Annotated in this window: 19 protein-coding genes; 12 read left to right on the top strand and 7 right to left on the bottom strand. The window is 68.9% G+C overall.

Annotated elements, in window-relative coordinates; translation table 11 throughout:
- The first annotated feature begins 20 nt into the window (after positions 1 to 20).
- Genes M9979_RS04115 through M9979_RS04140 form a run of 6 tightly spaced genes read left to right on the top strand, consistent with a single transcriptional unit; the run spans position 21 to position 5,711 of the window.
- Entirely contained in the window at positions 21 to 254 is a 234-nt protein-coding gene (locus tag M9979_RS04115) for a DUF6489 family protein (protein ID WP_254288065.1), read from the top strand.
- Positions 255 to 1,529: a tRNA uridine-5-carboxymethylaminomethyl(34) synthesis GTPase MnmE gene (gene mnmE / locus M9979_RS04120; RefSeq protein WP_254288066.1), complete on the top strand. Its 1,275-nt coding sequence runs from the start codon at positions 255 to 257 to the stop codon at positions 1,527 to 1,529. It abuts the gene before it with no gap.
- Between the two features lie 54 nt (positions 1,530 to 1,583).
- Positions 1,584 to 3,413, top strand: coding sequence for a tRNA uridine-5-carboxymethylaminomethyl(34) synthesis enzyme MnmG (mnmG, locus tag M9979_RS04125; protein ID WP_254288067.1), 1,830 nt, complete (start codon positions 1,584 to 1,586; stop codon positions 3,411 to 3,413).
- Complete coding sequence (gene rsmG, locus M9979_RS04130) at positions 3,410 to 4,024, top strand: 16S rRNA (guanine(527)-N(7))-methyltransferase RsmG (protein WP_254288068.1); 615 nt, start codon at positions 3,410 to 3,412, stop codon at positions 4,022 to 4,024. Before mnmG ends, rsmG begins: the two co-directional genes overlap by 4 nt.
- Positions 4,024 to 4,806 (top strand): ParA family protein, encoded by a 783-nt coding sequence (locus tag M9979_RS04135; protein WP_254288069.1) that lies wholly within the window; start codon positions 4,024 to 4,026, stop codon positions 4,804 to 4,806. The genes rsmG and M9979_RS04135 overlap by 1 nt, the downstream gene beginning before the upstream one ends.
- Positions 4,803 to 5,711: a ParB/RepB/Spo0J family partition protein gene (locus tag M9979_RS04140; RefSeq protein WP_254288070.1), complete on the top strand. Its 909-nt coding sequence runs from the start codon at positions 4,803 to 4,805 to the stop codon at positions 5,709 to 5,711. The genes M9979_RS04135 and M9979_RS04140 overlap by 4 nt, the downstream gene beginning before the upstream one ends.
- An 88-nt stretch (positions 5,712 to 5,799) precedes the next feature.
- Here the strand turns inward: M9979_RS04140 and holA are convergent, their stop codons facing one another.
- The 4 genes from holA to M9979_RS04160 all read right to left on the bottom strand — a co-directional run bounded on the left by holA (position 5,800) and on the right by M9979_RS04160 (position 10,368).
- Positions 5,800 to 6,819 carry a DNA polymerase III subunit delta gene (holA, locus tag M9979_RS04145; RefSeq protein WP_254288071.1) on the bottom strand — a complete coding sequence of 340 codons (1,020 nt, stop codon included), beginning with the start codon at positions 6,817 to 6,819 and terminating at the stop codon, positions 5,800 to 5,802.
- A 10-nt stretch (positions 6,820 to 6,829) separates the two neighbouring features.
- On the bottom strand, positions 6,830 to 7,318 hold the full coding sequence (lptE, locus tag M9979_RS04150) for an LPS assembly lipoprotein LptE (RefSeq protein ID WP_254288072.1): 489 nt from the start codon (positions 7,316 to 7,318) through the stop codon (positions 6,830 to 6,832).
- Entirely contained in the window at positions 7,315 to 9,810 is a 2,496-nt protein-coding gene (gene leuS, locus M9979_RS04155) for a leucine--tRNA ligase (RefSeq protein ID WP_254288073.1), read from the bottom strand. The genes lptE and leuS overlap by 4 nt, the downstream gene beginning before the upstream one ends.
- Positions 9,811 to 9,924: 114 nt before the next feature.
- Positions 9,925 to 10,368 (bottom strand): DUF3576 domain-containing protein, encoded by a 444-nt coding sequence (locus M9979_RS04160; protein WP_254288074.1) that lies wholly within the window; start codon positions 10,366 to 10,368, stop codon positions 9,925 to 9,927.
- Positions 10,369 to 10,629: 261 nt separating this feature from the next.
- Here M9979_RS04160 and M9979_RS04165 point away from each other — a divergent pair, with 261 nt between their 5' ends.
- Positions 10,630 to 11,334 (top strand): hypothetical protein, encoded by a 705-nt coding sequence (locus tag M9979_RS04165; protein WP_254288075.1) that lies wholly within the window; start codon positions 10,630 to 10,632, stop codon positions 11,332 to 11,334.
- 413 nt (positions 11,335 to 11,747) lie between these two features.
- On the opposite strand, the gene M9979_RS04170 is transcribed toward M9979_RS04165, so the two are convergent.
- Positions 11,748 to 12,281, bottom strand: coding sequence for a thiamine phosphate synthase (locus M9979_RS04170; protein ID WP_254288076.1), 534 nt, complete (start codon positions 12,279 to 12,281; stop codon positions 11,748 to 11,750).
- A 21-nt stretch (positions 12,282 to 12,302) separates the two neighbouring features.
- Here M9979_RS04170 and M9979_RS04175 point away from each other — a divergent pair, with 21 nt between their 5' ends.
- Together M9979_RS04175 and M9979_RS04180 are read left to right on the top strand one after the other, a co-directional pair.
- The gene (locus M9979_RS04175; RefSeq protein ID WP_254288077.1) at positions 12,303 to 12,992 is read left to right on the top strand and encodes a YggS family pyridoxal phosphate-dependent enzyme; all 690 of its coding nucleotides are present in this window, start codon (positions 12,303 to 12,305) and stop codon (positions 12,990 to 12,992) included.
- Entirely contained in the window at positions 12,989 to 13,654 is a 666-nt protein-coding gene (locus tag M9979_RS04180; protein ID WP_254288078.1) for an HAD family hydrolase, read from the top strand. Before M9979_RS04175 ends, M9979_RS04180 begins: the two co-directional genes overlap by 4 nt.
- 128 nt (positions 13,655 to 13,782) lie before the next feature.
- On the opposite strand, the gene M9979_RS04185 is transcribed toward M9979_RS04180, so the two are convergent.
- The gene (locus tag M9979_RS04185) at positions 13,783 to 14,382 is read right to left on the bottom strand and encodes an ankyrin repeat domain-containing protein (RefSeq protein ID WP_254288079.1); all 600 of its coding nucleotides are present in this window, start codon (positions 14,380 to 14,382) and stop codon (positions 13,783 to 13,785) included.
- Between the two features lie 58 nt (positions 14,383 to 14,440).
- On the opposite strand from M9979_RS04185, the gene M9979_RS04190 reads away from it, so the two are divergent.
- From M9979_RS04190 to M9979_RS04200, 3 genes are read left to right on the top strand one after another with little or no spacing between them, the layout of a single operon-like run.
- On the top strand, positions 14,441 to 15,022 hold the full coding sequence (locus M9979_RS04190; protein WP_254288080.1) for an SCO family protein: 582 nt from the start codon (positions 14,441 to 14,443) through the stop codon (positions 15,020 to 15,022).
- A gap of 9 nt (positions 15,023 to 15,031) precedes the next feature.
- Positions 15,032 to 15,460, top strand: a complete 429-nt coding sequence (locus M9979_RS04195; protein ID WP_254288081.1) for a YcgN family cysteine cluster protein — start codon at positions 15,032 to 15,034, stop codon at positions 15,458 to 15,460.
- Positions 15,457 to 16,134, top strand: coding sequence for a M48 family metallopeptidase (locus tag M9979_RS04200; protein WP_254288082.1), 678 nt, complete (start codon positions 15,457 to 15,459; stop codon positions 16,132 to 16,134). The genes M9979_RS04195 and M9979_RS04200 overlap by 4 nt, the downstream gene beginning before the upstream one ends.
- Here M9979_RS04200 and M9979_RS04205 read toward each other — a convergent pair.
- The gene (locus tag M9979_RS04205; RefSeq protein ID WP_254288083.1) at positions 16,110 to 18,257 is read right to left on the bottom strand and encodes a transglycosylase domain-containing protein; all 2,148 of its coding nucleotides are present in this window, start codon (positions 18,255 to 18,257) and stop codon (positions 16,110 to 16,112) included. The two genes, M9979_RS04200 and M9979_RS04205, sit on opposite strands and share 25 nt — an antisense overlap.
- Positions 18,258 to 18,305: the final 48 nt, after the last annotated feature.

The following is an 18,305-nucleotide window of genomic DNA, read 5'->3' on the forward strand; positions in this document are numbered from 1 at the left end:
GCTGCTCAAGGGGTGAAACGATGAAGGTGACGGTGAATGTGGACCTGACCCCGGAAGAGGCGCGGCGGGCGATGGGGCTGCCCGACCTGACGCCGCTGCACGACCGCTATGTCGCATCGTTGCTGGAAACGATGAACGGACAGGTGCGGCCCGAAATGCTCGAGAACATGATGAAGAGCTGGGCGCCGATGAACGAGGCGGGCTTTGCGATCTGGCGGCAGATGTTCGAGCAGGCGACGAAGACGGGCAATTAGATGACGACGATCTTCGCGCTGTCGAGTGGCGCGGCACCGGCGGGGATCGGCGTGATCCGGGTGAGCGGGCCGCAGGCGTTCGCCGCGGTGGCGGCGCTGGCCAGCCGCCTGCCGGAACCGCGGACGGCGCGGATACGGGGGTTGCGCGATGGCGCAGGTGCATTGCTCGACCGCGCGCTGGTATTGATCTTTCCGGGCCCTGCGACCGCGACCGGCGAGGATCTGGCCGAGCTGCATTGCCATGGCGGCCGCGCGGTGATCGCGGCGGTACTACGCGCGCTGGGCGAAATGCCGGGGTTGCGGCCGGCGTTGCCGGGGGAATTCACCCGGCGGGCGCTCGGCAACGGACGGATCGATCTGGCGGAGGCCGGCGGGCTCGCCGATTTGCTGTCGGCGGACACCGAGCGCCAGCGCGTCGCGGCGCTCGCCGCGGCGGAAGGGATCGTCAGCCAGCGGGTGCGGGGCTGGCTCGACCGGCTGGCGATGCTGGCGGCGCTGACCGAGGCGCAGCTCGACTTCGCGGATGAGGACGACGTCGGCGACGACGGGCAGGCGATCGCGGCGGTGCTCGCCGGCAAGACTGCGCTGGCGGACGAGTGGCGCGACATCCTCGCCAATCCACCGGTCGAGCGGCTGCGCGACGGCGTCCGCGTCGTCCTGGCCGGGCCACCGAACAGCGGCAAATCGACGCTCGTCAACCTGCTGAGCCAGCGCGACCTGGCGATCGTGTCGTCGATCGCGGGGACGACGCGCGACCGGGTCGAGGCGACGGTGACGCGCGACGGGCTCGTCTATGTGCTAACCGATACCGCGGGACTGACCGAGAGCAACGATCCGATCGAGCGGATCGGCGTGACTCGTGCTGGGGAAGCGATGGCGGGGGCGGACGTCCTGCTGTGGCTTGGCGATACGCGTCCGCCGCGCGACGACGCGCTGTGGCTCCACGCCCGTGCCGACGTGGTGGGGCGTCGCCGGATCGAGGGCACCGACGTCGCCGTTGCGCAGAGCGATCCGGCCAGCATCGAAACCCTCTGGCGGCAGATCGCGCTTCGGGCCGAACGGCTGATGCCGCGTGGCGATGCGCTGGCGTTTCGCGAGAGCGAGCGGGCGGCATGTCGGGAGGCACTGTTTGCGATCGATGATCCTGCCGACGACCCCTTGCTGGTCGCGGAGCAGTTCCGCGTCGCGATCCGTGCGTTGGGAACGATCCTCGGGATCGACGCGACCGAGGCCATGCTCGACACGCTCTTCGGACGCTTCTGCATCGGCAAGTGATGTTCCACGTGGAACAGTTTTGACGATCCTCATCGAGTGGCATAGGCGCATGGCATGTATGACGTGATCGTCGTGGGTGGCGGCCATGCCGGCACGGAGGCCGCCGCTGCCGCCGCCCGGCGCGGTGCGAACACCCTGTTGATAAGCCATGACCGCCGTTACATCGGCGCGATGTCGTGCAACCCGGCGATCGGCGGGCTGGGCAAGGGGCATATCGTCCGCGAGGTCGATGCCTTTGATGGGCTGATCGGACGCGCTGCCGACGCTGCGGCGATCCATTATCGCATGCTCAACCGCAGCAAGGGCGCAGCGGTGCAGGGGCCGCGGGTGCAGGCGGATCGGCGGCGCTATGCGGTGGCGATCCAGCATATGCTTGCGGCCCTGCCGACACTGACGATCGTCGAGGGCGACGTCGATGCGCTGCTGCTCGATGCGGGGCGGGCGATCGGGGTGATGCTCGGCGACGGCAGCGGGATTCCGGGACGCACCGTCGTGCTGGCGACCGGCACCTTCCTGGGCGGGCGGATGTTTCGTGGCGACGAACGCCACGAGGGCGGGCGGATCGGCGAACGGCCGGCGCGCAAGCTCGCCGAACAATTGCGCGCGCTGGGATTGCCGCTCGAGCGGCTGAAAACGGGAACACCGCCGCGGCTCGATGGCCGCACGATCGACTGGGCGCGGCTGGAAGAGCAGCGCTCGGACGCCGATCCATGGACGATGTCGCCGATGACCGCGGAGCGTGAATTACCGCAGGTCGCCTGTGCGATCACCCGGACCAGCGAGGCGACGCATGCGGCGATCCGTGGCGGGCTCGACCGGTCGCCGCTGTTCGGCGGGGCGATCGCGGGGCAGGGTCCACGCTATTGCCCGTCGATCGAGGATAAGGTGCATCGCTTCGGCGATCGCGACGGGCATCAGGTCTTTCTCGAGCCTGAAGGACTCGACGATACGACGGTCTATCCCAACGGCCTGTCGACCTCGTTGCCGGTCGATGTGCAGCAGGCGATGATCCGCAGCATCGCCGGGCTGGAACGCGCGACGATCACCGTGCCGGGCTACGCGGTGGAATATGACTATCTCGATCCGCGCAGCCTCGATGCGACGTTGGCGCTGGCGGCGATCCCCGGCGTCTATTGCGCGGGGCAGCTTAACGGCACGACGGGGTATGAAGAAGCGGCGGGGCAGGGGCTTGTCGCTGGGCTCAATGCGGCGGCGGTCGCGTGCGATCTGCCGCCGTGCGTGCTCGATCGCGCATCGAGCTATACCGGGGTGATGATCGACGATCTGGTGTTGCAGGGCGTGACGGAGCCGTATCGCATGCTGACCGCGCGCGCGGAATATCGCTTGTCGCTACGCGCGGACAATGCCGAGACGCGATTGGGGCCGATCGCCGAGGCTCTGGGATGTCTGGGTAAGGCGCGGCTGGCGCACCAGCACAGCCGACGCGATGAGGGAAATGCCGTCCGCGAGGCGCTGCGAACATCGGTCACAGCATCGCATCTGGCGTCGCTGGGTGCACAAGTCGCACAGGATGGCAGCCGGCGGAGCGGGTATGAGTGGCTGCGGATGCCGAGCGTGACCCTTGCCATGGTCGCGCCGGATGTTGTGGCGCCACCTGCCGTCCTCGACGAAGTGATCGAGGACGCGCGCTATGCCCCCTATCTCGAACGGCAGGCGGAGGAGGTCGCACGGATGCGACGCGAGGAACATGCGCTCCTGCCCGCCGATCTCGATTATGCCGCGGTCCCGGGGCTGTCGAACGAGATGATCGACCGGCTCGGCCGGGCACGTCCGGCGTCGCTCGGCGCGGCGGCGCGAGTGCGGGGCGTGACGCCGGCGGCGGTGTCGGCGATCTATCTCTACTCGCAACGGTGGGCGGCATGAACGAAGACGATGCCAAGGCGGTGATCGTCGAGCGCTTCGGCGCGGCGAAAGCCGATCGCGTCGCGGCCTTTCTGACGCTGGTGGCTCAGGAGAGCGACCGACAGAATTTGATCGCTCCGTCGACGGTCGCGACGATCTGGACCCGCCATGCGCTCGATTCGGCACAGCTATTGTTCCACGTGGAACAACCGGAGTGCGAGTGGCTCGATATCGGCACCGGGGGCGGCTTTCCGGGATTAGTAGTCGCGCTGCTATTCGACGGCCCCGTCACGATGGTCGAACCGCGAAAGAAGCGTGCCGCCTTCCTCCGGCAATGCGTAGACGATCTTGGCGTCGACAATGCTCGCGTGCTGGCCAATAAGGTTGAGGCCGTCGATGGGCAGTTCGCGATTATCTCGGCGCGCGCGGTGGCATCGGTCGAAAAGCTTTTGCAAGCGGCCGAGCATTGCGCCACACCGGACACACGCTGGATCCTGCCGCGCGGGCGGATGGAGCCAGAGCAGTTGACCGCCCTGCGGCGTGACCGCAGCCGAGTGTTTCACGTGGAACATAGTGTAACCGATCCGAACTCGACGATCCTGATCGTCGATCGCCGCAAGGGACGCGTGTGATGACCTGTATCGCAGTCGCCAATCAGAAGGGCGGGGTGGGCAAGACGACGAGCGCGATCAACCTTGCCACCGCGCTGTCGGCAACGGGCAAGAGCGTACTGCTGATCGACCTCGATCCGCAGGGCAATGCCTCGACCGGCCTCGGCGTCGGCAAGGCACAACGCGAACGGTCGAGCTATCACGTCCTCGTCGGCGAGGCGGAGATCACCGACGCGGTCGTCACCACGCGCGTGCCGCGGCTCGATCTGGTGCCGGCGACGCAGGACCTGTCGGGCGCGGAGATCGAGCTGGTCGAATTCGAGCATCGCACCCATCGGCTCGACCGTGCGCTGGCGCGGGCCGTGGATCGCTGGGACATCGTGCTGATCGATTGCCCACCGTCGCTCGGACTGCTGACGATCAACGCGATGGTCGCGGCGGACAAATTGCTCGTGCCGCTGCAATGCGAATTCTTCGCGCTCGAAGGGCTGTCGCAGCTGCTGACCACGGTCGAGCGCATCCGCGAACGCTTCAATCCGGGGCTGGCGATCCTCGGCGTCGCGCTGACGATGTACGACCGGCGCAACCGGCTGACCGATCAGGTCGCCGCCGACGTGCGCGCGGTGCTGGGCCAAGTGGTGTTCGACACGGTGATCCCGCGCAACGTGCGGCTGTCGGAAGCGCCGAGCCATGGCCTGCCCGCGCTGATCTACGACCATCGCTGTTCGGGGTCGGTCGCCTATATCGACCTAGCGCGTGAGATGATCCAGCGCCTGCCACAGGCGGCGGCGGTGGCGGCATGAGCGACAGCGGCAAGCGCGTCCGGCCGGGCGGGCTGGGGCGCGGGCTGAGCGCGCTGCTCGGCGAGATGGCGAGCGAGGCGCCGGTTGCGCCGGGAACCAAGGGCCATGTACCGAGCGGCGTACGGATGCTGCCGGTGAGCGCGCTGTCGCCGCATCCCGACCAGCCGCGCCGGCATTTCGACGACGCCTTGCTCGACGAACTGGCGGCGTCGATCGCCTCGCGCGGGCTGATCCAGCCGATCGTCGTGCGGCCGCATGGCCATGACTATCAGATCGTCGCCGGCGAACGCCGCTGGCGCGCGGCGCAGCGCGCGCGGCTGCACGAGGTGCCGGTCGTCGTCCGCGATTTCGACGATGCGCAGACGCTCGAGATCGCGCTGATCGAGAATATCCAGCGCCAGGATCTCAACGCGATCGAAGAGGCGCAGGCCTATCAACGGCTCGCCGGCGAATATGGCCATACGCAGGAAGCGCTCGCCAAGATCGTCCACAAATCGCGCAGCCATGTCGCCAACCTGTTGCGATTGCTGGAACTTCCCGCCGCGGTACAGAGCCGGGTGACCGACGGATCGCTGTCGATGGGGCATGCCCGCGCGCTGCTCGGTGCACGCGACGTCGAGGCGCTGGCCGAACAGGTCGTCGACCGCGGACTATCGGTGCGCGAGACCGAAAAGCTCGCGAAGGGCGCGAAGCCCGAACGCGGCGGCAGCAACGGTGCGCGCGACCGCGCTACCCCCGCGGCGCACGATCCGGATATTGCGGCGCTCGAACGGCAATTGTCCGATCTGCTCGGCCTGCACGTCCGCGTCGCGCATAGCGACAAGGGGGGCACGCTGACATTGTCCTATTCGACGCTCGACCAGCTCGACATGGTCTGCCAGCGGCTGACCGGCGATACGATCTGACGCTTTTAATTACCACCGTTCGCCCTGAGCCTGTCGAAGGGCCTGAGTCTCACCTGTGCTTCGACAGGCTCAGCACGAACGGGTCGCTCTAACCCCGCCGCTCGACGCCACGCGTCAGCTCGGTCAGTGCATGGTCGGCCAGCACGCTCCCCGCATTGCCGCTCGCCATCACGGCCCGTTCGGCCTGGCGGACGCGCGACAAGGCAGCGGCGAGCATCGCGGCGTTCCAGCGGCGCAGCGCCTGGGCGGTGCTCGCTTCCTCGCGAAAGAAGATGCGGTGGCGTTTGAAGACGGTGTCCTGGCCTGCGCCGGCGTCGATCTCCGCCTTCATCTCGGCGAGCGTCATCAGCCTGCGGGCGAGCAATCGCAGCCAGGGGATGGGGGAGGTGCCCGCTTCGCCCAGCCGCGCGAGTTCGGCGCCGAGCGCGGCGGTATGGCCGCCGACGACCGCCTCTACGACCTGACCCATCTCCGCTTCGCCCAGATCGGCGCCGATCGCGTCGAGCGCTTTATCGTCGAGGTCGTGCGGCCGGTCGGGCGCGGCATCGAGGAACAGCGCCAGCTTCTCGATCTCGCGCGCCAGCACCGCGCGATCGCCGCCGCACGACGCCGCCAGCCGCGCCGCGCTGGTGCCACCCGGGCGCAGGCCATGGTCGCGCGCCATCGTCGCGGCGAGCCGCTCCAGATCGGCGGCGCTGGGTTCGTAGGCGGCGAACGCCATCGCACGACGCGAATCGATCGCGAGCTTGACGATCTTGGCGGTCGATTTGACCGTCGGGGCGAGCGCGACGACCGGATTGCCGGCGTGATCCGCCTCCAGCAGCGCGGTGAACGCCTCGAGGCATTCCTCGCCCGCCGGCGACACGCGGATATGGCGCGCGCCGCCGAACAGCGACAGCGAGGCGGCCTCGTCCGACAGCCGCGCCGGATCGGAGCGCAACGTCGCGCCGTCGAGATCGACGCGCTCCGCCTCCAGCCCCATCGCCTTGGCGAGCACCCCGGCCAGTTCGGCGGTGGCGGATCCGTCGGGGCCATGGAGCAGGTACAGCCGGATATCGGCGGAAGGCCGTTCGAGCGCGGCGCGGATATCGCGCGCGTTCGCCTTCACAGCATCGGCCTCATCGCGCCGGGCGGCGCTGTGCGTAGAGCGCGAGGCGGGAGACGATCTGGTCGGCGACGATGCCGGATAGGCGTTCCAGCGCGGTATTCTCCGCCGCGATCGTCGCATATTCCGACTGGACGACGTCGATCCCCGCATCGGAGCCCGCGGTCGCGTCGATCAGCACGCTGCCGTCGGCGAGGTCGACCAGCTGATAGCGCGCGCGCAACGTGCGCCGCTCGCGGCTGACGCTGTCGTCGCGGCGGACGCCGAGGCCGGCGATCTTGTCGTCGAGCCGGACGTCGAGCCGATATTGCGGCGTGCCGTTCGCGGTCAGCCGATCGCGCAGCGCATTGGTCATCAGCCAGCCCGACTTGCCCTCGATCGGCGCGACCTCGACCCGCGTCAGCGTCGCCGCGACCGTGCCGCCGGCACCGCCGCCATACAGCGGCTTGAGCCCGCAGGCCGCGAGCAGCGCCAGCGGCGCGAGGATCAGCAGCCGCCTCATGCGACGAGGTTCACGAGACGTCCGGGCACGACGATCACCTTTTTCGGGGGCCTGCCCTCCAGGATACGCACGATCTTGTCCGACGCCAGCGCCGCCGCCTCGATCTCCTCGCGCGGCATGTCCTTGGGCAGCGTCAGCGTGTCGCGCAGCTTGCCGTTGACCTGCACCGCGATCGTCACCTCGTCCTCGACGAGCAGCGCGGGATCGACCTCGGGCCAGGCGGCATCGGCGATCAGGCCGTCGAAGCCCTTCGCGGCCCAGGCTTCCTCGGCGACATGCGGGACCATCGGCGCGACGAGCAGCATCAGCGTATAGATCGCATTGCCGCGCGACGGCGACGGCACGGCGCGCTCGATCGCGGTGCACAGTTCGTAGATGCGCGCGACCGCCTTGTTGAAGGCGAGCGCCTCGATATCCTGTTCGATCGCGAGGATCGTCTGGTGCAGCTTGCGGTCGAGCGCGACGTCGCCGCCTTCGCCCGGCGCAATGCCTTCGCCGTCGAACAGCCGCCACAGCCGCTGGACGAAGCGCCACGCACCCTCGATCCCCGATTCGCTCCACGGCAGATCGCGCTCGGGCGGGCTGTCGGACAGCATGAACCAGCGCGTCGCATCGGCGCCGTAGCGGTCGACGATCGGTTCAGGATCGACCGTGTTCTTCTTCGACTTCGACATCTTCTCGACGCGGCCGATCGTCACCGGCTGGCCGGTCGCGGTTTCGATCCCGTCGCTGATGTCATCGGGCGACAGCCAGCGGCCATCCGACGATTTGTACGTCTCGTGCGTCACCATCCCTTGCGTGAACAGCCCGGTGAACGGCTCGGCGATATCGAGCTGCCCCATATGCTTGAGCGCACGCGTCCAGAAGCGCGCGTAGAGCAGGTGGAGGATCGCATGCTCGACGCCGCCGATATACTGGCCGACCGGCAGCCAGCTCTCGGCGACCGCGCGATCGAACGGCCGGTCCTTGGGCTGGCTGGCGAAGCGGATGAAATACCACGACGAATCGGCGAACGTGTCGAGCGTGTCGGTCTCGCGCACCGCCGGCTTGCCGCACGCCGGGCAATCGACGTGCTTCCACGTCGGATGGCGATCGAGCGGATTGCCGGGGATCGCGAAGCTCACGTCCTCGGGCAGCACGACGGGCAGCTGGTCCTTGGGGACGGGGACGACGCCGCAATCCTCGCAATGGACGATCGGGATCGGCGTACCCCAGTAGCGCTGGCGGCTGACACCCCAGTCGCGCAGGCGATAGACGGTCGAGCCCTTGCCCCAGCCGCCGTCCTCGGCACGGGTGATGACCGCGCGCTTGGCGTCCTCGACGTCCATCCCGTCGAGGAAGTGCGAGTTCACCAATGCGCCGGGACCGGTGTACGCCTCGTCGCCGGCAAAGACGGCGTCGGTCTGGTCGCCGTCAGACACGACGCGCTGCACGGCGAGGCCGTATTTGCGCGCGAAGTCGAGGTCGCGCTGGTCGTGCGCGGGCACGCCCATCACCGCGCCGGTGCCGTAGTCCATCAGCACGAAATTCGCGATATAGACGGGCAGCTGCCGCTCCGCATCGAACGGATGCGCGGCGGTGAGGCCGGTGTCGAAGCCGAGCTTTTCCTGCGTCTCCAGCTCGGCCGCGGTGGTGCCGCCCTGTTTGCAGCGCGCGATGAACGCGGCGACCGCGGGATCGCCGGCGAGCGCCTGCGCGATCGGATGATCCGCCGCGACCGCGACGAAGCTGGCGCCGAAGATCGTGTCGGGGCGCGTCGAGAAGACGTCGATCGTCTCGCCATTCGATACCCGGAAGCCGAACGTCAGGCCCTGGCTCTTGCCGATCCAGTTCTCCTGCATCAGCTTGACCTTGTCGGGCCAGTGTTCGAGCTTGCCCAGCCCCTCGATCAGCTCGTCGGCGAAGTCGGTGATCTTGAGGAACCACTGGTTCAGCTTGCGCTTCTCGACCAGCGCGCCCGATCGCCAGCCGCGGCCGTCGATCACCTGTTCGTTGGCGAGCACGGTCATGTCGACCGGGTCCCAGTTGACCGCCGATTCCTTGCGATAGACGAGGCCGCTCGCGACCATGTCGAGGAACAGCGCCTGTTCGTGGCCGTAATAGTCCGGCTCGCACGTCGCGAGTTCGCGCGACCAGTCGAGCGCGAAGCCGAGCCGCTTCAGCTGCGCCTTCATCGTCGCGATATTCTGGCGTGTCCAATTGCCCGGATGCACGCCCTTCTCCATCGCCGCATTCTCGGCCGGCATGCCGAACGCGTCCCAGCCCATCGGGTGGAGCACTTCGTACCCGCGCATCCGGCGGAAGCGCGCGAGCACGTCGCCCATCGTGTAGTTGCGGACATGCCCCATGTGGATGCGCCCCGACGGATAGGGGAACATCTCCAGCACGTAGCTTTGCGGTTTGCCGCTATCGTCGCGCGCGGCAAAGGTCTGGCGGTCGTCCCAGACCCTTTGCCAGGCCGAGTCCGCGGTCAGCGGGTTGAAACGAGTCATTGATCGTGAACTCCGTTCACGGTGCGGTGCCGGCCCACTCCCCCACCCGGCCACCCAATCAGGATACTATGTGGGCGGCCGGGTGGGGGAGTGGGCCGGCACCGCATGCGGGCGTCAGCCCGCGATCGACGCGCGGCGCAGGTCGCGGGCGCGGGTGAGGATCACGTCCTCCAGCTTCTGCGTCGTCGCGGCGGCGACGGGGGCGGAAACCCACTGGCCACCGCGGTTGACCTCGCGCAGCGCCGCGACGCGCACCGCGTCGGCGCGCAGGTCCTGGTCGAGGATCGAGACGGTCACCTTCATCCGCTCGCTCGGCACCTGCGGGTTGACGTACCAGTCGGTGACAATGACGCCGCCGTTGGAATCGGTCTGGACCAGCGGCATGAACGACAAAGTGTCGAGGCTGGCGCGCCACAGATAGGCGTTGACGCCGATCGTCGTCACCTTCGACGCGGCGAGATCGGTCTTGGCTACGGCGTTGCCGCCGCGGCCACCGCAGGCGGCGAGCGGCAGGGCGATGGCGGCGACCATGAGGGCGGTGCGCAACGAGCGGATCATGGGCGTGACTGTCCTGCAAAAATTGGAGCGCCCTTGCTCTATAGATGCGGGGGGTGCCCCGCAAGCGAGGGTTCTGTGCCGCCGGCTGCCATGTAGGCCGCCCACAAACCCACAATATGTGTGCGGATTGCAACAGTCGGACAAAATGATGCATCGGCCAGCGATACTTCCATATTGGCGCGGGCCGGAATCATGGTAGGCGCGTTGCAGCGGGAGTCGAGGGGACTGCTTGTGTTTGCGATGCGTGCCACGGGGCGTGCGATGGCTGGGATGATGGCGGTGGCGCTCGGCGTGACCGGTGTCGTCGTCGCGCCCGCCTTCGGTGCCGCCGAACGCGTGCAGCCCGCCAGGCGACCCGCCGCCACGTCGCGCTTCGCCGGATCGTTCACGCCCGCCGCCGCCGACCCGCGGCTCGCCGCGGCGATCGCGCGCGGTGGCCTGGACGGCGCCGATTTCCGCTTCACCCCGGCCGAGGCGCGTCAGGACAAGCGCGCGGTGACCGTCGCCGTCCGTGCCCGGTCGAGCCGCACGACGCTGGCCGATGCCGGCCGCGCCGCCGCCGCGGTGCAGGCGCCGACCGTCGGCATCCAGCCGATCGCCTACAACCTCGGCGTGTCGCTGGGCTGGAAGCGGTTCGCGGTGTCGGGCGCGATCAACCGCGTCGATCTGGGGCCGATCCCGGGCAGCCGCGAATCGACCGACGTCGCGCTGACCTATCGCGCCGGCCGCGCGAGCAGCCGCGTGCTGGCGGTCGCCGACCGCCCGCTCGAGACGACGGCGACGCCGAAGCTGACGCAGGACATGCCGAGCTATTCGGTCGACGTCAGCAGCTCCTACGCGCTGACCCGCAACCTCGATCTGACCGCCGGCATGCGCTATCGCTCGGACCGCGAGCGGCTGACGCGAGTCGACGACAACCGGCGCGACAGCCAGTCGGTCTACGTGGGCACCGCCTTCCGCTTCTGATCGGCGGCCCGCGACGTTGCGAGGCTCGCGCAAGTGCTCCGCGAAACCCACGGGTGCTCCCGCGAAGGCGGGAGCCCAGGAGCCGCAAATACCAGCAGCGGTTGCTCTGCTGGGCTCTGGGTTCCCGCCTGCGCGGGAACACGGGTTCGCAGCTTTCGACGTTTACCGGGCTATGCCCGTCCACTGACATTCGCGTCCCATGGCGGCGTGTGAAAGAAAAAAGAGTGTTTCGCGCGGAGGCGCGGAGGACGCAGAGGTGTCACGCCTGCCGCGTCAGCGGCGCTCTCCATCAGGCCGTCAAGATGACAGGACCACGCGCGCCCCACGCGCAACACCTCTGCGTCCTCAGCGCCTCCGCGTGAACATCTCTTCTTCTTCAGCAGGTCGGTGCCCCCGCCGAACGTCGATCGGCCCTATGCTGGATGACGGGACACAACCACCAGACCGTCGATCGCCGCCCAACCCTCGAACCCATAGCGCCGTACGCGCAGCCAGCGCGCCGCCGTCATGCCGCCCAGCGCCACGCGTCCCGCATCCAGCCCGTGCGTGATCGCCAGTGCCCGGCGCAGTCCCAGCGCTACGGCGCCCGGATGCGAGCGCGTGGCGAAGACCGGCGACACGAACAGCCACGTCGCGCCTGCGCGGACGCCGCGTATCGCCTCGCGCCGATCGTGCGCCGCATGGGTGAGCGCCCGCCGAACGCCATGCGAGGGCGCCCCCGCCAAATTACCCGCCGCGCTGATTCGCAGCCCGCGCGCGCGGGCCAGCCGCCGGACGCGCAGGAACAGCCGGTGACGCTCCGCGCGGGGCAGGCCGTAATGGCGGAACACCACGCCCGCGCCCGGCGGCAGCGCGCGCAGCGTCGGGAACAGCGCCTTGCCGATCCGTTCGTCGGTCATCAGCCAGGCGTGGCGGCGCGGATCGCAATTGCGGTTCAGATTGGCCACCACGCCGCTATAGCGACGCGCATGACCGCTGCCACTCCCCCGCTCGAGGCCCCTCCGCTTGAGGCCGTCGTCGCCGGCATCGCCCACGCCGCCCGCCTCGCCGGCCGCAAGCCCGCCGACGTGACGCTGATCGCCGTATCGAAGACGCACGAGGCGGCGGCGATCCGTCCGCTGCTCGACGCCGGGCACCGCGTGTTCGGCGAGAATCGCGTCGCCGAGGCGGCGGCGAAATGGCCGGCGCTGCGCGAGGCCTATCCCGGCGTCGCGCTGCACCTGATCGGCCAGCTCCAGTCGAACAAGGCGGACGAGGCGGTCGCGCTGTTCGACGCGATCCACGCGGTCGATCGCCCGTCGCTGGTCGAGGCGCTGGGCAAGGCGATGGCGAAGAGCGGCCGGCGGCCCGATTGCTTCGTGCAGGTCAATATCGGTGCCGAGGAGCAGAAGGGCGGCTGCGCGATCGCCGACCTGTCGGCGTTGCTCGATTCGGCGCGCGGCGCCGGGCTGCCGGTGGTCGGGCTGATGTGCATCCCCCCCGCCGATCTCGAGCCGGCGCCCTATTTCGCCTTGCTCGCCAAGCTGGCGCGCGAGGCGGGGCTCGACAGGCTCAGCATGGGCATGTCGTCCGATTATGCGACCGCGGTGACGCTGGGGGCGACGCACGTCCGCGTCGGCAGCGCGCTGTTCGGCGCGCGCGGGAGTGCCGCGGCGTGAGGTTCGCCGGGCTGCTGTTCGACTTCGACGGCGTGCTGATCGAGAGCGAATATGCCGGCAACCGCCAGATCGCCGAATGGCTGACCGGGGCCGGACATCCGACGACGCCGGCCGATTCGATGGCGAACTTCATGGGGCTGGCGGGCCCCGATTTCCTCGCCGCGATCGAACGCTGGATCGGCGGGCCGGTGCCCGACGGCTTCCACGCCGCACGCGCCGCGGAGGATGCGCGCGCGATGGCGGACGGGATCGACGCGGTCGCGGGCGCCGTCGCCTTCGTCCGCGCGCTGCCCGCCGATCTGCCCAAAGCGGTGGTGTCGTCCAGCCCGACGCAGTGGATTCGCCGCCACCTCGACCATATCGGCCTGGGCGATGCGTTCGGCGACCATATCTATAGCGGGCGCGAACATGTCGCGAAGGGCAAGCCCGCGCCCGATCTCTATTGGCACGGCGCCGCGGCGATCGGCGTCGCGATCGCCGACTGCGCGATCGTCGAGGATTCGCCGGTCGGCGCCACCGGTGCGGTCGCGTCCGGCGGCTATGTCATCGGCCTGTGCGCCGGCACCCATTGCGGCGTCGGCCACGACGCGCGGCTGCGCGCGCTCGGCGTCGATGCGGTGGCGGCGGATTTCGCGGAGGTCGCGCGGCTGGTGGGGGCCTGACCGTCCCGCCATAATCCGTCATCCCCGCGAAGGCGGGGATCCATACTGGCTGATCTTTCGGCTCGATCCGCTGGCGTCATCATTATGGATCCCCGCCTGCGCGGGGATGACGTGAAATACGGCGGCCGTCAGAACTTCGGCCCGGCCACCTGTGCGCGGACCTTCTTCGGCGCGTCCTTGAACAGCGTGACCATCACCGGATTACGCGAATCGCGCAGCGCATAGGCGCGCGCCGACAGGCCCGCCATATTGTCGGTCTGGTCGGGATCGGCGCCCTTGGCGAGCAGCGTCCGCGCGATCGGCTCGTTGCGCGCGTTGACCGCCAGGATCAGCGGCGTCTGCCCCGATCCGTTGGCGAGGTTGGGGTTCGCCTTGTAGCTCAGCAGCAGGTCGACGAGGTCCTCGCGCCCCGCCAGCGCCGCCAGCATCAGCGGCGTGTTGCCCTTGGCATCGCGGATGTTGGGGTCCGCCTTATGCTGCAGCAGATATTGCATGTAGAGGTTGCCCGAATGACCCACCAGGATGTGCAGCGCGCCCTTGCCGGTGGTCACCGCCTTGGTGTTGATGATCGTGCTGCCCGGCGTCTCGATCATCGTGGTGACGACCTTGCCGTCCTCCTTCTCGATCGCGGACAGGAATTTGTAGCTTTCCGACTGCTGCTGCGCGGCTGCGGGGACCGCAGCGGCGGCGAGCGCGAGGGTGAGGAGGAAACGGCGGCGAAGCATCATAGGGTCCCTTGACGAAGGCTTGCGGGGGCGGGGGTAACAGATCACAGCTGGCACGGTCATGAACATTCTGCGTTTCGCCCCGATTGCAGCCATCGCCCTTGCTGCCTGCCACCCCGCCGCGACCGAGGCGCCGCCGCTCGCCGGCGCGAGGATCGGCGGGCCGTTCACGCTGACCAACCAGGACGGGCGCACCGTCACCGACCGCGACTTCGCCGGCCAATATCGCATCATGTATTTCGGCTACACCTATTGCCCCGACGTCTGCCCGACCGACGCGGCGGCGATCGGCAAGGCGCTGGCACAGATCGACAGGAGCGATCCCGAGCTCGGCCGCCGGATCGTGCCGATCTTCGTCACCGTCGATCCCGAGCGCGATACGCCCGCCGTGCTCAAGGCTTTCGTCGCCAATTTCCACCCGCGCATGGTCGGGCTGACCGGCACGCCAGCGCAGATCGCCGCGGTGTCCAAGGCGTTCGCGGTGTTCGCCGGCAAGGGCGAGGCACAGCCCGGCGGCGGCTATCTGATGAACCACAGCCGCACTACCTATCTGATGGACCCCGACGGCAAGCCGCTCGCGCTGCTGCCGTCCGACAAGGACGCGCAGGCGGTGGCCGCCGAGATCGGGCGCTGGGCGAAATGACGAAATACCATGAGTAGATTTTGGGAGTTGCCGATCGAGCAGCTCGACCGCGGTCAGTGGGAGGCACTGTGCGACGGCTGCGGCAAATGCTGCATCCACAAGCTGGAGGACGAGGATACGGGCGAGGTCGTGCCGACCAACGTCGCCTGCCGCCTGCTCGACCGGCGCAGCGGTTTCTGTTCGGACTACAAGCATCGCCGCGCCTATGTCCCCGAATGCGTACGGCTGACCGCGGGCAACGTCCGCGATATCGACTGGCTGCCCTCGACCTGCGCCTATCGCCTGCGCGCCGCGGGGGAGCCGTTGCGCGACTGGCATTATCTCATCAGCGGGGATCGCGAATCGGTGCACACCGCCGGCATCTCGGTGCGCGGCTGGACGGTGAGCGAGGACGATGTCGGCGACCTCGAAAACCATATCGTCGATCGCGAATTGTGAACGAGCCGCCGTTCGAGGTGATCCGCCATCCAACGGCGCGGCGGATCCGGCTGAGCCTCGACCCCGCCAGCGGCCGCGCCCGGCTGGTGGTACCAAAGCGGGCAGCACTGAAACCGGCGCTCGCCTGGGCGGCGGGCAAGGCGGAGTGGATCGCCGAGCAGCGCGCCCGCCTGCCAAGCCCGCGGCCCTATGCGCCCGGCATGGTGCTGACCGTCGCCGACCGGGTGCTGACGATCGACTGGCAACCGGGCAGCCGCCGCCGTGTCGAGCTAGAGGGCGACACGCTGTCGCTGTCGGGACCGCTGGAAACGCTGCCGCGCCGCGTCGAGACGTGGCTCAAGCGGCAGGCGCTCGACCTGCTCGCTACCGAAACCGCCGAATATGCAGCGAAGGCGGGGGTGACCGTCGCCCACGTCGCCATCGGCGATGCCCGCGGCCGCTGGGGCAGCTGTGCGCATGACGGGACGATCCGCTACAGCTGGCGGCTGATCCTCGCCCCCGGCTGGGTGCGGCGCGCGACCGTCGCGCACGAGGTCGCGCATCGCGTCCACATGAACCACGCCCCCGCCTTCCACGCGCTGGTCGAGCGGCTGTACGACGGCGATCCCACCCCGGCGCGCGCATGGCTGCGCGACCATGGCGCGGCGCTTCACTGGGTCGGGCGGTCGTCCTGAAGCGGGCGTTGCAGCGGCTGGCGGACCACCGGCGGCACCGGCCGCGAATCGTCGCGGCCTGACGGTTCGCGGCGATCGTCGCGCGCCGGCGCGTCGCGGCCGGTGACGCGATCGATCAGATCGTCGAGCTGCTGCTGCGGCTGCGCGGTCGGCGCCGCCCGCGGCCCCTCCTCACCCTCCTGCGCCTGTTCGTCAGGCGATTGCTGGGGCAGGGGATTGCCGTCGGCATCGACCATCTGGCCCCCCGTTTCGGCATCGGGCTGGCCGAAATACGTCTCCTCGTCGGGCTCCAGCTGCCATTCGGGCAGCGTCACCTGCGTCTCGAACTGTTCGATCGGGCGGCTCGCGGTGGCGGGCTTCATGAACGCGGCGAACGCCTTGGCGGGCGCGGTGCCGCCGTGCAGCCCGGCGATCGGGCGCGCATCGTCGCGGCCCATCCACACGCCGGTGGTGAGGCCGCTGGAGAAACCCAGGAACCAGCCGTCCTTCAGCGACGTCGTCGTGCCGGTCTTGCCCGCCACCGGCCGGCCGATCTGCGCGGCGCGACCGGTCCCTGTGTTGACCGCGGTCTGCAACAGGTCGGTCATCTGCGCCGCGACATAGGGCGCGACGAGCACGCGGCTGCGATCGACCTCGTGGCGGTAGATTTCCTGCCCGTTCGCGGTGACGCGGGTGATGCCATAGGGGGTCACCGCCACGCCCTTGTTGGCGACGCTGGCGAAGGCGCGGGTCATGTCGATCAGCCGCACGTCGCTGGTGCCGAGCACCATCGCCGGATGCGTGTTGATCGGCGTGGTGATGCCGAAGCGGCGCGCCATGTCGGCGATGGTGGCAAAGCCCACCTCCTGTCCCAGCTTTGCGGCCACCGTGTTGAGCGAATAGGCGAAGGCGGTGCGCAACGTCACCGATCCCGAATTGCGCCGCGAATCGTTGCGCGGGCTCCAGCCGTCGATCGTGACGGGTTCGTCGACGATCGAATCCTCGGGCTTGTGCCCCGCCTCCAGCGCGGCGAGATAGACGAACAGCTTGAACGCCGATCCCGGCTGGCGCTGCGCCTGCGTCGCGCGATTGTAGATCGAGGCGACATAATCCTTGCCGCCGACCATCGCGCGCACCGATCCGTCGCGGTCGAGGCTGACCAGCGCGCCCTGCGCCCCCGCCGGCGCATTCTCGCGCACCGCCACGTCGGCGGCGCGCTGCATCGCGGGATCGAGCGTCGTCCACACCTCCAGCGGTGCGGTCGTCTCGTCGATCAGCGTATCGAGCTGCGGCAGCGCCCAGTCGGTGAAATAGCGCGCCGAATTCTGCTGCTTTTCAGGGGTCAGCCTCAGGTCGTCGACATCGGCGTCATCCGCCTGGCCCTGCGTGATCACCTCGGCGCGGACCATCTGCTTCAGCACCACGCCAGCGCGGCCCTTGGCGGCGTCGACGTCCGCGGTCGGCGAATAGTTGGACGGCGCCTTGACCAGGCCGGCGATCACCGCCGCCTCGGCGATGCTCAGCCGGTCGGCGCCATGACCGAAGAACTTGCGGCTCGCGGCGTCGATGCCATAGGTGCCGCCGCCATAATACATCTTGTTGAGGTACAGTTCGAGGATCTGGTCCTTGGAGAATTTGCGCTCCAGCGCCAGCGCCAGGATCCATTCGCGGAACTTGCGGCCGAACTTCTTCTGGTTGTTGAGGAAGACGTTGCGCGCCAGCTGCTGGGTGATCGTCGATCCGCCCTGGATCCAGCGGCCGCGTTCGTAGCGGACCTGGACCGATCGCGCGATGCCGATCGGATCGACGCCGGGATGGCTGCGGAAGCGGCGATCCTCGACCGCGACGGTGGCGTCGCGCATCACGCCGGGGATCTGCGCATAGGGCAGCCATTCGCCATAGCTCGGACCCAGCGAGGCGATGATGCTGCCGTCGGCGGCATGGACGCGGATCATCTGGCCGTTGGGCGAGGATTTCAGCTCGTCGAAGCTCGGCAGCTGCGAGCGCGCGACATAGACGGCGATGACCAGCGCCCCCAGCGCCAGCACGGCGAGGCCGATCAGGATCTGGAGGGTGACGACGATCCGCCGCCGCCAACGCGAGCGGGGGGCGGGAGCGGAGCGGGGGGTACGCGCACGGGCCATGAAGGACGTTGCAATTACGCGTTAACCCCCCTCCCGACAAGCGGTGTT

The sequence above is a fragment of the Sphingomonas liriopis genome, from assembly GCF_024211255.1.
GTDB classification, from domain to species: Bacteria; Pseudomonadota; Alphaproteobacteria; order Sphingomonadales; family Sphingomonadaceae; genus Sphingomonas; species Sphingomonas liriopis.